The sequence below is a fragment of the Kibdelosporangium aridum genome (assembly GCF_900176515.1).
Lineage (GTDB): Bacteria > Actinomycetota > Actinomycetes > Mycobacteriales > Pseudonocardiaceae > Kibdelosporangium > Kibdelosporangium aridum.
The window spans coordinates 213,539-228,338 of record NZ_FWXV01000005.1 but is presented as its reverse complement, the minus strand read 5'-3'; the positions used below and the strand labels follow the sequence as shown (position 1 = coordinate 228,338).

Below are 14,800 nucleotides of genomic sequence, written 5' to 3'. Positions count from 1 at the left end.
ACGACCGATGATCAACCCGCTCATCCCAGCACCGGTTTCTGACGCCGACTCGGCCAGCAGGTGAACAGGCTTACATCCGGGCGATGGCGATCTTCACATCGTCGGCCTTCGCCCGTGACAAGCGGTCCCACAGGACGTCGGAGTGGAGCCAGTCGCGGATCGGCGCGGCGGGGTCTTCGGGAAACCACCACAGCATCGGCTCGCCGCCCGTGGCCCAGTACTCCGCCACCTCCGCGATCGCCGCGTCCGCGTCGGGCCCCAGCGTGTCGAGGTACAACAGCCAAGGCGCCAGATCGTGATCGATGTGGGCCGCGGCGCAGATCAGCGTTTCAAGCCGGTGGTCCTCGGACCAGTGGTCGATGACCTCCCTGGCGAACGAGGAGACCAGGGAGTCCGGCACGTCGGCCGGGTCGCCGCCGAGCAACTCCAGGTCGGACTCGGAGTAGCAGTACGTGCAGCCGTCCACCCGGCCGCCGACGCGCGGCACCCCGGCGAAGACCGTCCCCAGATCCATGCCGCGCACCATATGACTGGATGCCAGCCGACCGCGACACGTTTCAAGCCGGCTCGAACTCCGGGCGTGGACAGCACCGTGGCGATCTGCCCGGATGAGCGGACGCCACCCCGACGTCTCATCATGAGTGCCCGCTTCACATCCTTGCCAGGACGGTCATCCGGTCGATGGCCAGTTGCCCGATGGTCAGCCGTACACCGATCGCGGGCGACCACCCGGCGATGTTCTCCGGGGTGATCGCTGTGCCGAACGGGACTGTGCGCAGCAGGTGCCACTGGCCCCCGTGATCGAGCCAGCTCGTCATCGTCCCGGCGCTGAACACGACCGCGAATCGGTCGCCGGGCGACCAGGCCACGTCAGCGCAGCAGCCTCCGGTCGCGTTGTCACCATGGTCCCTGCCCTCGACACGCACGTCCGCGCCAGAGGTGTGGAAGTGGTTGTTGTACCAGGCCTGCACCAAGTCGTCCGGTCCGGCCGCGCGGCCCAGCAACACGCTGTCCTCCGGTGCCGCGCCGGCGAACGACCGTGGTTCGAGGATCACCGTGAAGTCTCCAGCCGGCGCCGCCACGGGCGCGACAAGCACCGCGGCGGACTGTCGGCCCGCCGCCGAGGCGATCAGGGCGCCGTTGGCGATGTGGAGATCGGGCGCCGGTTCACCGAACCGCGCACCGACTCGGTACGCGGCCGGCTGGGTGAAGTCGTCGTCCCACACCGGTGTGGCGAAGTCGACCGGGTCGAACGCCGCCTGTACGTGCAGTACATCAGCGGTGACGCGGATTTCCGTGCCTCGTTCGAGCGTGTGGACGAGCAGCCGCAGGGGCATTCGGGTACCCAATGGCACCGTTTCGGGGACCGACACCCGCCACCGCAACCGCAAGGGCTTGGCCGGGGTGAGCGACTGGTTACCACTGGCGCTGATCGGTTGGGCAGTCCAGCCCCTGGGCAGCGTCAACTCGTAACGGGTCTTGACTGGCCGGATGCTGTGTACCGTCCCCGTGACTTCGATTGTCTGCCCGGGTCGGACGTGGACGAGGTTGCTCCCATCCTGCAACCGCACGCTGACCCGCTCGTCTTCGGTCCGCCATGCCTGCAGCGCGGTGATGCCAACCGCGCCACCGTCCGTTCTGGACGGCAGCACGCGGATGCCGTCTGTGTGGACGGGTGGTTGGACCACTATCCGGTTCAGCCGGCCACGCACGGGTGCCTGTGGTGTTCGTAGTTGCCTGGGGACGTCGGACCACGATCCGTCCGGTTTGCGGTACTGCAGCTCGTAGGTGTCGGGTGTACGGACTCCGCCGCCGTCGTCGTAGAAGGAGATCCGGATGTCGGAGATGCTGGTGCTGGCGCCGAGGTCGACTGCGAGCCAGTCCTGCCGGTTGGGGCTGCCGTAGCTCGTCCAGCGCGTGGACGGGATGTCGAGGTGGAAGTCCTGGCCGTCGATCGCGTTGGCCGGCCGATCCCCTGGCGAGGTGTAGGACGCGGTGGCGGCCGGGTAGCCGGTTCTCGCGATGTTGGTCATGTCGTCGACCACCTGCGCGGAGACCTTTTGCTTGCCCTGGCGTACGGGAACGTCGACGGGGCGCAGGTCTGCTTGGCGGTGCACGAGTTCGCCATCCACCCAGACACGCAGCCCCGCGCCCTGACGGTAGACGTGTCCGTCGCGGTCCCACACGACCGTCAGGTTTCGTCCATGGTACGCAACGTTTTCAACGGCGAAGTGGTCCCATGTGGACGGAACCAGCGGCGACAGCCGGACCTGGTCACCCTGCCGCGGACGGATGCCGAGCAGTCCGGACAGGACCAGATCGTTGAACGTCGAGTGGTTGTAGTCCTCGCTGTGGTCGCGCGCGTCGTACAACCACCGGTCCTCGTCCGGGTGGTGTGCCTCCGCGACGTAGGGTTGGCCGTTCTTGCGTTGTGTCAACGCGTATCCGTGGAGCAGGTCGTAGTAATCCTGTTTGCCGACAAAGGGTTGTGCGGGATAGTCGATGAGCAGGTTCGCCAGCGCGGTCAGCGTCTGGCTTGTCGCGTACGGCCAGCTCGGGCCCGACCAGCGACAGCAACCCAGGAACGCGTCGTGCATGAACCAAGGGCTGCGCCGTTCGACCGTCGTCGGCCCGAACCGGGCCTTGAATCCCGCAGGGTCGGTCAGCTGTGCCCACGCCGCCGAGTTGCCCGCCGGAGCCATGTGGAAATACCAGGGGACGAAACCGATCTGCTCCCGGTCGTCGATCTTGGTGCGAGCCGGGTTGCCGTCCCGCATCACGTGCTTGTAGAACTGGTCGCCGCTGTCCCACAGGTACCGTTCCTGGGCCGCCTGAATGGAACGGGCGTCGCGCTCGTACCGGTCGGCGAGTCCCCGGTCGCCGCGCATCCGCAGCAGGCTCGCGATCGCCCTCGCGTCGGCGTACTGGTAAGCGTTGAGCGTGGGACGGAAGCCGGTGCCGCCGTGGTAGGGATCGGAGCTCTGATAGGAGCTGGCCGTGTACTCCATCGCGTCCCACACCGGCACCTGCCAGTACAAGCCCAGGCTGCTGTCGAACTGGGGCGCCCACACCGCCCACTGCTTTTCCAATTCGGGCAACCGGTCCACCGCGAAACCCCACCGCCCGTCGACCGACGCCCGAGCGAGTACGGCGTCAGCGGCCCAGAACGAGTACTGGTGGGCCCAATCGGTGGTGTTCTCGTTCAGCTTGTCGGTCGCGGGCTTCGGGCCCGAGCCGCTGCCACGTAACCAGTAGTCGAGATAGTCGTCGAGGTAACGGTTGTCGCGTAGCCACCGGCCCTCGTAGACGTGATGCCCTGCCGCAGCCACGATCCCACCGCCCGGCGCCGAATAGCCGACTGGGCCGAGGAACTCCGAGACGAGCCAACCGTCCTCGGGGCCGGTGTACTTGAGCGCCTCCTTGTACGTACGCCAGCGGTAGTAGTAGGTCTTCTCGATCTCCTGGTCCGGCAGATCAACGAACGGGATGTTGGCCTCGTACCACTCCGGCTCCACGAAGCCGGCCAGTTTCGCGGCGTGGTCCAGCACGTGCGTTCCGGGACCCACCTCGGGGTACAGCGGCGGGCCAAGTACAGGCCCAGCCGTCGCCGGCGCCGTAACCACGGCCGCGAACAGGGCGACGACGACCACCACAGCGGTGCACAGACGGCGAAGCGAGCGCATATGACGTTCCTCGCAATGGTCGGACGCAGGCAGGGAACGGTCCGGCCAACGCCGCACCGCGGTGACACCAAGAAGACGGTAGCCCGTTTTTACAACGTTGTATATGTCGTCTTCCACCAGCGGTGAGGCCGAACTGGGAGGACATCGTGAGCAAGCCACGCGGGAGACTGGTCACGCGGTGGCCGGGGTGATCTCCAACTTCAACTACGACAGGCTGTGTCAAGCGGTCGCAGGCGACTACCAGGCCGAGAGCGACGCGGCCCTGTTCGGTGAGGAACCCCGATCAGGAGGCCTTCTGGGCCACCTCGAGCTCCGCGTCGGGGACCAGGCGGTTGGCGATGGTGTCCAGGCGCATGCGCAGCTTGAGCACGTCACCTCGGAACGCCCCTTGGCGCTGTTGCCCCAGCGTCCAGCGCTCGACGAACACGCAGCACTCGTCCAACACGCGGTTGGCGGCCGCGATCGCCGCACCAGGCTGAGGAGAATCGACCGCGAGCAGGTCGGCCATGTGCCCGGCAAGCTCCTCGACATCACGGATCACGTCGTTGACCGACCGATCCGGCAGCAGCACCGGTCTGTACATCACCAGGTGCACCCAGACCAGGGGTCCGAGCATGCGTTCCTCAGCGCCGGCAAACATGGCCGGGGGTTACCCAGCCAAACTAGCTGTCAAACCGCTGTCGTCGGGAACGCCGCGAATTTCCCGGAAGTTAGTCCGTTTGTCAGACACACTCACCTGCAGGAGGTAGTCCCCATGGCCGCGCTCACTCCTTGGTCCCGAGCGACCGCCAACCTCGGCCTGTTCGGAGTCGCGGCCTCAGTCCTGACCATCGGGTCACTGCACGTGTTGCCGCCGTCATCGCAAGTGAGCCCGGTGCGCCGGACCATCAGCGAGTACGCGCTACTCGAAGACGCATGGGTGTTCAACGTCGGGGTAATGGCGCTGGCCATCGGGTCGTTCGCGGTGATCGCGGCACTGGTCAGCCGCCAGATCATCAAGCCCTTCTCCCCCGCGTCGATCCTGATCGGCCTCTGGGCGCTGTGCCTGATCGCGATCGTGGTGTTCCCGAAGAACAACTGGGCCATCGGGCCGAGCTTCGGCGGCATGATCCATCGATACGCGAGCGTGGTCGCGTTCCTCACGCTCCCCATCGCCGCGATCATCGTGGGCCGGAAGGCGAAGGCCGCGTGGCCGACGTGGCTGGGTGTGTTGTCGCTTGGCTGGTTCGCGTTCATCCTCGGCGCCGTGATGCTTCAGCCGGTCACCGGAGTTCGGTGGTGGGTGGCAATTCCCCTTGGCGCGGTTGAGCGAGGACTGCTCGTCACCGAAGTAGCGGCAGTAGCAGCCCTCGCTTTGGTCAAGGCCGTAGCCCCGTCACGAGCAGTGCTCGAAAGGGCTGTCGTAGCGGCTTGATCCGGCTGAGCCGCCCCACCTGACGCATTTGTCAGGCGCGGCGGCCCGTACCGGTCCGGCGTAGTACTCGAAATTGCCGGAATCGGTCACCCGGGAGGCCCCTTGGACCTCCAAATACGCCGATACCGCTGTCGCGCTGCCGATCGAGGCGTTCTTGATCGTCACGACGCAGTTCTGCGTGGTGCTGTTGTTCCACAGCAAATAGACCGTCGCCGCCGAGCCGATGGCCGCGGAGTCGATCACACCGAAACCACTGCCGCAAACCTCGGCCGCCTCATACGGGTTCGCTGCCCCGCTGCAATTGCGCGAGGTCACCGTTTGGTCGGGATAGCCGAACGTCACGCCGTTGAAGACCGCTTTCTGGATGTTCGCCGGATATGACGCGTCGGTCGTGCGGACCTCGTAGTGCAGATGCGGCGAGATGTTGTTGCCCGGCTTGCTCGTGTTGCCGACCTCGCCGATTTTCTGACCCCGGCTGACCTGCGCGTTCAGTCCGACTGAGCGCACACGCAAGTGCGCGTAGTAGGTCGACCAGCCGCCGCCGTGGTCAATCTTGATCAGATTCCCGTAGCCGTTCGCGGATCCCTGGTGTGCCGAGATCACCACCTTGCCCGCGGCCGCGGCGACAACGGTGTCGCCGAGATCCGCGTCCGGTGTGCCGCCCCGGTTGAAGTCGATCTCCCACGCCCGGTGCGCGCTGGAATTGCTGGAGTTGCCGTGCCACGCCTGATTGCACGGGAAGGGCAACTGGAACGCGGGCCGTGGCCCGGCTGCCTCCGCCGCCCCCGCGAAGACAATGAATCCGGTCGCACTCAGCAGCGCGACGCCCAAGCTGATCAACCGCTTGACTCTCATCCCCGGTCCCTTCGCTGGATGCTCGGCGAGAGTGTCGGACCGGGACTTATAAAACAGATACAACCAAAGTTCTACAAAAACGTGACGCCACGTCGAAATCATGTATTATGTCGGGAATGAGCCGACCGATGGTGACCCGGCGCAGGGAAGTCAGTCACACCAGCGCGCGTTCACTGCTGATGACACTACTCGGTGAGTACGTACTGCCCCGCGACCGCCCCGTCTGGACATCCGTTCTGGTCAACACACTGGCGAATTTCGACATCGAGGAGAAGTCGGCCCGCCAGGCGCTCGCTCGCACGGCCGCCGAAGGCTGGCTGACCTCCGACCGGGTCGGCCGCCGGGTGCGGTGGTCGCTCACCCCGCCTGGACGCAAGCTGCTCACCGAAGGCGCGCAGCGGATCTACGAGTTCGGCAGCGTCGAACGCCAGTGGGACGGCCGCTGGCTGGTGCTGCTGGTCTCGGTGCCCGAGTCCAAACGCGACCTCCGGCACCGGCTGCGCACCCGGCTGACGTGGGCCGGTTTCGGCTCGCCCGAGGCGGGTGTGTGGATCTGCCCGGACGCGAGCAGGCAGGAAGAAGCCAAGGGCATCCTCAGCGGTCTCGAGCTCACCCGCGGCGCCATGTCGTTCGTCGCCGAGTACGGCTCGGTCGGCGAAGTCGGCTCGATGGTCGCCCGCGCGTGGGACCTGTCCGAAGTGGAACGCAGGTACGAGGAATTCATCGACGAGTTCGCCGCGCTCGACCCGGACGACGGCCCGGCGACTCTGCACGCGCAGACAAGACTGGTGCACGAATGGCGCCGCTTCCCGTTCCTCGACCCGCAGTTGCCCGCCGACTTGTTGCCCGCGAATTGGCGCGGCGCGCACGCCGCCGAACTGTTCCACCGCAGGCACCAGGAATGGCGGCCGGCCGCCCAGGAGCATTGGGACAAGCTCGGCTGATACTCGGTTGGCGCCATTTGGGATACTGGACAGGTGCTACACGGAGACGTTGGACTGGAATTGGCCGCGCGGGTCGCCGCCGCGGTGAAGTCGTCGCTTGACCTGGACATCACCCCGGCGGAGGCGCTGATCCGCCCGTCCAGCCGACCGGGCGCCGACTACCAGTGCAACGCCGCCATGGGCCTTGGCAAGAAGGTCGGCAGGCCGCCGAGAGAGGTCGCCGCCGCGATCGTCGGCGCGCTGGACGGCACCGACCTGATCGTCGAGCCGGAGATCGCCGGTCCCGGCTTCATCAACCTGACGCTGACCGACACGTGGCTCACCACCCAGATGGAGGGTCTGTTCAGCGACCCGCGGCTCGGTGTCGAGAAGACCGAGCACCCGCGGCGGATCGCGATCGACTACTCCAGCCCGAACGTGGCCAAGGAGATGCACGTCGGGCACGTGCGGTCGACCATCATCGGCGACGCGCTCGTGCGGCTGCTGCGGTTCCACGGTGACGAGGTCATCCCGCACAACCACCTCGGTGACTGGGGAACGCCCTTTGGGATGCTGATCGAGCACCTGATCGACCAGGGGTTCAACGCCGAGCATTCGATCAGCGACCTCAACGGCTTCTACCAGGAAGCCCGCAAGAAGTTCGACGCCGACCCGGACTTCGCCGAGCGGGCCCGGCTGCGGGTGGTGAAGCTGCAGAGCGGCGACGAGGAAACGCTGCGGCTGTGGAACGAGCTCGTGGACGAGTCCATGCGGCACTTCATGAAGGTCTACCAGATGCTCGGCATCGGCCTGACGCCCGAGGACAACTACGGCGAGAGCTTCTACAACCCGTTCCTGGCCGACACGGTGGACGAGCTCGAGCAGAAGGGGCTGACCGAGATCAGCGACGGCGCGGTCTGCGTCTTCCCGAAGGGCTTCTTCAACCGGGACGGCGACCCGTTGCCGTTGATCATCCGCAAGAGCGACGGCGGCTACGGTTACATGAGCACCGACCTCGCGACCGTCCGGTACTGGACCGGCGAGCGTGGTGCCACGGATCTGCTGTACGTGGTGGGCACCCCGCAGTCGCAGCACTTCGCGATGGTCTTCGCGGCATCGCGGGACGCGGGCTGGCTCACGCCGGATCACAACGCGGTACACGTGAACTTCGGGTCGATCCTCGGCGAGGACGGCAAGATGTTCCGGACCCGGTCGGGCGACACGATCAAGCTGATCGACCTGCTGGACGAAGCCATCCACCGGGCCGCTGCGCTGGTGCAGGAACGCAGCGAGCTCGACGAAGCCGACCAGGCCAAGGTCGCCCGCGCGGTGGGCATCGGCGCGATCAAGTACGCGGATCTGTCCAGCGACCGCGAGAAGGACTACGTCTTCTCGTGGGAGAAGATGCTGGCAACGGACGGCAACACGGCCGCGTACCTGCAGTACGCCAACGCGCGGACCCTCTCGATCATCCGCAAGTCCGGCCAGACCCCTCAGCCGGGCACCCCGGTGATCCTGGCCGAGAAGGCCGAGCGCGACCTGGCTCTGCAGTTGATCCAGCTGCCCGCGGCGGTGCAGTCCGCGATCGACGGGTACACGCCGCACAAGCTGGCGACGTACCTGTTCGACACCGCGACAGCGTTCACCGCGTTCTTCGAGAAGTGCCCGGTGCTCAAGGCCGAATCGGACGAGCTGCGCGCGTCCCGGCTGGTGCTGTGCGCGCTCACGTCGAAGGTGCTGACCATGGGTCTCGACCTGCTCGGCATCGAGGCGCCGACCCGGCTGTGACGCTCAGCGCTGGACGCCGGCGGCGACCAGGTCGACGACCCGCGCAGCCACCGCGGGCGCGACCGTGACACCGAAGCCGCCGAAGCCGGTCGCATGGATGACACGGGCATCGTTCTGGTCCCGGGCAATGCGAATGTCGCTGCGCTCGGGCCGGATGCCTGTGTCCGTCCGGACGTATTCGGCCTTCGCCAGTGCGGGCAAGTAGCTGGAGATGTGCCCGAGGAGGAACTCGCCGGTGGCCATGTCGGGCGGAGATCCGGCGTCGACCCATTCGCGAGCCTGCTCGATCGTGACCGGCTTCGTAGTCCCGCCAACGACTACGTGTCCCGTCGCGTCCTGCGAGATCGCGTAGGGAGCGCAGTTGGTCGCGTCGTCCCAGGCGTAGACACCGCTGAAACCTTCCGGTTTGCGCAGCCGGACCACCGTGCCCATCGACGGGGTGAACTCGCGGTCGTCGTACAGCCACGCACTGGCCAAGCCGGTCGCGTTGACCACGAAGGCAACGTCGGAGATGTCCGCCGGATCGGCGACGTGTTCGCGGACGAACGTGACACCGAGGTCCTTGTGCAGCTGCGCCAACGCGCCAAGGAGCAACTCGCCTGGCACGACGACTGAGTGGACGACCACTCCCTCGACCATGTTCACGGACAAGTCGGCGGGGTCGAGCCGCCGGTAGCCCTCGAGTTCTTCCAGCCCTTCGGGAAACGGAGCCGCACCGCTTGCCCGCTGCACGGTCGACCATTCCTCGGTGACCACGCCTTGCGGCAGAACGACGTCCCGCATCCGCAGGTAAAGCTCGATGCCCTGAGTCGCAAGGTGCCCGACGGCGGGATCGTGTGAATGGTAGGCGAATCCCCAGCCGCCATTGATGAGCCCGGTATTCAGCGAACCATCGTCGTACAACGTGACGACCGCACCAGCTTGGGCAAGCAGAAGCGCGGTCCACCGCCCGACAGGACCGCCACCGACGACAGCGACCGGCACACCCGCGAGCCGGGACGCCGACCGAGGCACACCTGGAGCCGACCCGGTATCCAGCACGTTTCCCTCCGAGGGGAGCGGAAGTTGATCTACTGGCGAGGCTACCTCCGGGCTCGGCCACCGGCCGCTGTTTCGGCGGCAATTCGCCACAAGGTGTCAGCCAGATCGCAGGAGTAACAGAAGCCATTGCACCGCAACGAAAAGGCGGAGCTCAGGACTGCGCGCCGTGTTCAGCTGACCACCGACCCACGTTCAACCTCGCGCTTGCTTTCTCTGGTCGACAGCGCCGACGCGACGGTGTCCCGGGCAGGCGCGAAGTACCGGCTGACCGTGCCTGGATGCCGCCCGTGACGACCAGTATGGACAAAACCTCAAGGTGGGTCCCGGCCGTGAAAGTCTTCCAGCTGCGCCTTTACCCCATCGGCGGCTTGACTTTCCGGCAATCGCGGGCTTGACCTGATCACACCTGTCCGGTAGTTGTTTGCACATGCCTGAACAGGTGCGAGCCAGGGCGCTGGGTGCGTTCTACGGTCTTGCACTGGGTGATGCCCTCGGGATGCCGACGCAGTCGATGTCCCGCACCCAGATCAAGAACCGGTATGGCTCCGTCGTCGGGCTGGTCGACGCAATCGCGGACCAGCCGATCGCACCCGGGATGCCCGCCGGGTCGATCACGGATGACACCGAACAGGCTGTGCTCGTTGCGAAGCTGCTCATTGACGGTGATGGGCAGGTCGACCCGCGCGCGTTCGCCGGCGCGCTGCGGGCGTGGGAAGCCGACATGATCGCCCGAGGCTCCCTCGACCTGCTTGGCCCGTCGACGAAGCGCGCGCTCGAGCTGCTTGACGCCGGCCTGGACCCCCAGCAGGCCGGCGTCACCGGAACCACCAACGGGGCGGCGATGCGGGTGACTCCGGTCGGCATCGCCCATCCAGTGGGTGACCGCCTGCTCGACGCCGTCGTGCAGGCAAGCATGGTCACGCACAACACCAGTCTGGGGATCGCGGCCGCCTCCGCCATCGCGGCCGCGGTCTCCGCCTCCATCGACGGCGCCGATCTCGGTGCCGCGCTGGACGAAGCCGAACGCGCCGCCGGCAACGGCGCGGCTCGGAGCCATTGGGTGCCAGGCGGCGAGATCTCCCCCCGGATCCGCTGGGCCCGCACCTGGGTACGCGGCATGAGCCGCGACGCGTTGGCCAACGCGGTCGTCGAGGTGATCGGGACTTCTGTGGCAGCACAGGAGTCCGTGGTCGCGGCGATCGCGTTGGCCGAGGCGCTGGGCGACGACCCGGTCGACGCCATGACCCTGGCAGCCGAGATCGGCGGAGACACCGACACCGTCGCCGCGATGACCGGCGCGATCCTTGGCGCACAGCACGGCCTGTCTGGTCTGCCTGCCGACCTTGTCACTAAGGTCCGTACCGTGAACCGGCTCGAACTCGAACCACTGGTCGACGACCTGCTGAAACTGCGGTGAGCGGCCGGTTGGTCCACACCGGACAGGTCGTGGTCGACCTGGTCCTGCGGATCGACAAGATGCCTCCGCGCGGCGGGGACGTGCTCGCCTCCGACTTCCTGCAGACCGCCGGCGGCGGCTTCAATGTCATGGCCGCGGCCCGGCGAGCGGGCGCCGAGGTGGTGTACGCGGGCAGCCACGGCTCAGGCACCTACGGCGATTTGATCCGCGCCGCCTTGGCGGCCGAAGGCGTTCTCGTTGCCCACCCGGCCACCGAACCGGATTCCGGCATCTCCGTCGCACTGGTCGAGAGCGACGGCGAGCGCACGTTCGTGACCAGCCCAGGCGCCGAAGGCCACTTCACCCCGGTCGACACGACACCGGACGACATCGTCTACGTGACCGGGTACAGCCTGACCCATCAGCACAACGTGGACGCCCTCATCGACTGGCTGCCGCGCGTCGAAGCCAAGGTCTTGCTCGACCCGAGCCCGCTGGTCGCCGACATCCCGGCAAAAACGTGGCGCGCGGTGCTGGCCTACGTGGACATCTTGAGCAGCAACGCCACCGAGGCCACCAAGCTGTCCGATGTGGACGTGCCGACGGTCATCCGGCGGGAAGGCCCGAACGGCTGCACGATCATCGAACACGGACACGCCACGCACATCCCGGGCTTCGCGGTGCGAGCCGTGGACACGAACGGCGCCGGAGACGCACACTGCGGCGTGCTCGCCGCGGAACTGTTGCGCGGCAACGACCTCACGACGGCCGCGACACGTGCCAACGCCGCCGCCGCGATCGCCGTCACCAGGCACGGACCGGCCACCGCGCCGACCAGGGCCGAGGTCGACGAACTGCTTCAGACCAGGATGTAGCCGAACTGGAACTCGGGGTTGTAGCCCTCGCACTTGGCGTCGGTCGAGTCGTAGTGCCCGCCGGAGTAGGTGCACCGGAACAGTCCCCGGCTGTTCACGCCCGCCGGTTTGCTGGTGAAGATGTAGCCGAGCACACCGACCTGGGTGTGCCCCTCACAGCCCGGGTCCACTGAGGTCATCCGGTCTTCCGAACCCTTGAGCTGGCACGCGTACAGCCGCTTGGTGCCTGTTTCGGCGTCGGCGACCAGCCAGCCCATCGGGAACTCGCGGTTGAACCCCGCGGGCGCCGGGACATTCGGCGTGGCCGTGAAATGCGGCCCCTTGGGGTGGTTGTAGCGGGTGATCTGAACCAGATTGCGCTGCGGTTTGTCGGGTGGCGGCGGGGGCGGCGTGCCGACCGGCTGCTGGCCGCCCGTTGGTTTGGGCTGCTTGATCGGGGTGTCCGACTTGGTCACGGTGACCGTGCTCGGCGGTGGCGCCGAGGACACAGTGGACGACGGCGGCACGGACGACGGCAACACCGGGGTCGCGATCACGCTCTGCGACTCCGTTTCGCCGACGTTGGTTACCGGCTTGCCCGCGGCCTCGCCCTCCTGCCCACTCGGCAAGATCAGGAACACCGCGAGCAACGCGCCCACCACGACCACGGCCGCGCCGGACAACAAGAGAACCCGCTTGCGGTTGCCGTTCTTCTTCTCCGCCGACGGCGTTCCCCACTGGTCTTCACCCCAGCTCACAGGGGCGGGCGCGGCAAGCGGCGCTTCCTCCGGGTAAGCCTCCTGCCATGGCTCACGCGGACGCGTGTCCCGACGCACCGCGTGCACCTGCACGGTCGGCGCGTCGACAACCTGCGTGTGTTGCTCGACGACCTGCGTACGGTCGGAAACCGGACTCGACAGCAGCTCCCGCGTGCGCGCGACGGTGAGACGGGCTTCCGGCGACTGCGTCAGCAAACCCAAGATGACCTGCGCCAACGGCCCCTGGCAGCGCGTGAGCTGCGGGTCGTCGTACATGATCGCGTGCATCGTGGCAGCCGTTGTCTCACGGTTGAACGGCGAACGCCCCTCGACCGCGTGGAACAGCGTGGCGCCCAAGGCCCAGAGGTCCGTCGCGGGCGACGGCTGGGAACCGGAGAACAGTTCGGGCGACATGTAGCCGGGCGAGCCCATGATGCCGCCGGTCATGGTCAGGTTCGGGTCGTCCATCGCCCTGGCGATGCCGAAGTCCGCCAGCTTCACCCGGTCACCCTGCATCACCATGATGTTGCTGGGCTTGACGTCCCGGTGCACGATCCCGGCCGCGTGCGCGGTCTCCAACGCGCCGAGCACCTGCAGGCCGATCGACGAGACCCGTTCGGCGGGCAGCGGCCCTTCCGCGGCGATGATGTCGGCCAAGGTCGGCGCCTCGACCAGCTCCATCACGATGAACGTGGCGCCGTTCTCGCTGACCACGTCGTACACCGTGACCACAGCGGGGTCGTTGAGGCGCCCGGCCGTGCGTGCCTCGCGCAGCACACGTTCCAGATAGACCGCCCGGTCGTCGCCGGTCACGCCCTGCGGCGGCGGGATTTCCTTCAACGCCACCTGGCGGCCGATCACCTGGTCGTCGGCGCGCCAGACCACGCCCATCCCACCGCGGCCGAGCTCGTCGCGGATGGCGTATCTGCCTGCCACAACCCTCACGGCTTACCCCCACCCCAGTTGTGTGATCAGCCCAGGCCACGCATCGTAGCCGGGCTGATCTACCGGGCTAGCGCAGGGCCGCGAGCAGCATCGGCAGCTGCACCCCGGCCTGTTCGGCCAGCGTGCGGACCTGCTCGGGGGCTGGCGCGAGCGGGAAGATGTCCCGGGTGGACGGCAGGCCCTCACCGCCGCCGAACTTCGACTGCGGCGTGGTCGGCGGCACGATCCGGTAGACCCGCCACCTCGGCACGGTCGAGTCCGCCATCGCCAGCGTCGAGTCCCGCCACAGCAACACTGTGGACTTCTTGGTATTGCGGGCCAGAACGACGCATGGGCTGCCGATCAGCGTCGCGGCCCGGGCAGCGGCACGCAACGGCGTGCGGAAGTCGCCGTCAATCACCCACACGCTGTCCATCAGCTCCGCATGCAGGCCTTCAGCCTCAAGCGCGGCAACGAGTTCCGCGTTCGGGTCGTCCGCGGCCGCCATCGCCAGCTCGACGACGCTCTGCACCTCGGACTCCGTCGCCACGCGTGCGTGCAACTGGGTCGAGTGCACGAGGTACTTGCCGACAACGGACTCGTCGGCGAACGCGGCCAGTTCCTGGGTCTCGTCCCACGCCGACTTGGCGATCAGGTCCGGGCCCGCGCCGCCGTGCAGATTGGCGTCCTGCAACAGCAACGCCAGGCCGATCGCGATCAGCGCGTACAGCTCGTCCAGCTGTTCACCGGACGCGTTGGCCTGGTCGTCCTCGGTCGGCCGCAACGCGTGCACGAGGTCACGGACCTCGCCACGCCAACTCTCGTCAACGCCCCACACTCCGGCGGCGAGCAGCTTGATGTAGCCGCGTGCCACCGTGATCCGATGTGCCACTGAAGACCCAGGACCGGCGGAGGCGAGCCACTTGCGCGCCAGTGCACGATGTTCGGCGTGCTCGGCTGGCGCGATCGTGGTTGTGATCCGGTCTACCTGGGCATTGAGGTCGTTTCCTTCAGTGACGGTCTGATCGCTCAGGGTCCCCCTCCTCGAACGCGCCATGCCACCCCGATAGCCTGACTGAGGCTGGGGGCCAGTGCAAGATCAAATGCGGTGTTCCGGGGTGACGCTCGACGCAACCTTTCCCGGCTGCGTGGCGTCAGTGTCAG

The 14,800-nt window shown here is 67.2% G+C and carries 12 protein-coding genes; 5 read left to right on the top strand and 7 right to left on the bottom strand.

The annotated features are described in order from the left end of the window. Positions 1–70 precede the first annotated feature (70 nt). From B9C43_RS28340 to B9C43_RS28330, 3 genes are all read right to left on the bottom strand, one after another. Positions 71–514 (bottom strand): hypothetical protein, encoded by a 444-nt coding sequence (locus B9C43_RS28340; RefSeq protein ID WP_143446645.1) that lies wholly within the window; start codon positions 512–514, stop codon positions 71–73. Positions 515–650: 136 nt separating this feature from the next. After that, complete coding sequence (locus B9C43_RS28335; RefSeq protein WP_084430034.1) at positions 651–3,683, bottom strand: discoidin domain-containing protein; 3,033 nt, start codon at positions 3,681–3,683, stop codon at positions 651–653. A gap of 283 nt (positions 3,684–3,966) precedes the next feature. After that, on the bottom strand, positions 3,967–4,323 hold the full coding sequence (locus tag B9C43_RS28330) for a hypothetical protein (RefSeq protein WP_033393227.1): 357 nt from the start codon (positions 4,321–4,323) through the stop codon (positions 3,967–3,969). A gap of 114 nt (positions 4,324–4,437) precedes the next feature. On the opposite strand from B9C43_RS28330, the gene B9C43_RS28325 reads away from it, so the two are divergent. Further along, positions 4,438–5,097, top strand: a complete 660-nt coding sequence (locus tag B9C43_RS28325; protein ID WP_084430032.1) for a DUF998 domain-containing protein — start codon at positions 4,438–4,440, stop codon at positions 5,095–5,097. On the opposite strand, the gene B9C43_RS28320 is transcribed toward B9C43_RS28325, so the two are convergent. Then, positions 5,059–5,952 carry a M23 family metallopeptidase gene (locus B9C43_RS28320; protein WP_033393230.1) on the bottom strand — a complete coding sequence of 298 codons (894 nt, stop codon included), beginning with the start codon at positions 5,950–5,952 and terminating at the stop codon, positions 5,059–5,061. The genes B9C43_RS28325 and B9C43_RS28320 overlap by 39 nt on opposite strands. Positions 5,953–6,080: 128 nt before the next feature. Here B9C43_RS28320 and B9C43_RS28315 point away from each other — a divergent pair, with 128 nt between their 5' ends. Next, positions 6,081–6,896, top strand: a complete 816-nt coding sequence (locus tag B9C43_RS28315; protein WP_268811595.1) for a PaaX family transcriptional regulator — start codon at positions 6,081–6,083, stop codon at positions 6,894–6,896. Between the two features lie 33 nt (positions 6,897–6,929). Next, positions 6,930–8,663, top strand: a complete 1,734-nt coding sequence (argS, locus tag B9C43_RS28310) for an arginine--tRNA ligase (protein ID WP_084430030.1) — start codon at positions 6,930–6,932, stop codon at positions 8,661–8,663. 3 nt (positions 8,664–8,666) lie between these two features. Here argS and B9C43_RS28305 read toward each other — a convergent pair whose 3' ends face one another. Beyond that, positions 8,667–9,677 carry an FAD-dependent oxidoreductase gene (locus B9C43_RS28305; protein WP_160096737.1) on the bottom strand — a complete coding sequence of 337 codons (1,011 nt, stop codon included), beginning with the start codon at positions 9,675–9,677 and terminating at the stop codon, positions 8,667–8,669. A gap of 454 nt (positions 9,678–10,131) precedes the next feature. On the opposite strand from B9C43_RS28305, the gene B9C43_RS28300 reads away from it, so the two are divergent. Together B9C43_RS28300 and B9C43_RS28295 are read left to right on the top strand one after the other, a co-directional pair. Beyond that, the gene (locus B9C43_RS28300) at positions 10,132–11,121 is read left to right on the top strand and encodes an ADP-ribosylglycohydrolase family protein (RefSeq protein WP_084430028.1); all 990 of its coding nucleotides are present in this window, start codon (positions 10,132–10,134) and stop codon (positions 11,119–11,121) included. Further along, positions 11,118–11,975, top strand: a complete 858-nt coding sequence (locus B9C43_RS28295; protein WP_084430027.1) for a PfkB family carbohydrate kinase — start codon at positions 11,118–11,120, stop codon at positions 11,973–11,975. The genes B9C43_RS28300 and B9C43_RS28295 overlap by 4 nt, the downstream gene beginning before the upstream one ends. Here B9C43_RS28295 and B9C43_RS28290 read toward each other — a convergent pair. Continuing rightward, positions 11,960–13,657 carry a serine/threonine-protein kinase gene (locus B9C43_RS28290; RefSeq protein ID WP_033393235.1) on the bottom strand — a complete coding sequence of 566 codons (1,698 nt, stop codon included), beginning with the start codon at positions 13,655–13,657 and terminating at the stop codon, positions 11,960–11,962. The two genes, B9C43_RS28295 and B9C43_RS28290, sit on opposite strands and share 16 nt — an antisense overlap. A gap of 67 nt (positions 13,658–13,724) precedes the next feature. Beyond that, a complete protein-coding gene (locus B9C43_RS28285; RefSeq protein ID WP_084430026.1) occupies positions 13,725–14,693 on the bottom strand; it encodes a hypothetical protein in 969 nt (322 codons plus the stop codon). Positions 14,694–14,800 lie beyond the last annotated feature (107 nt).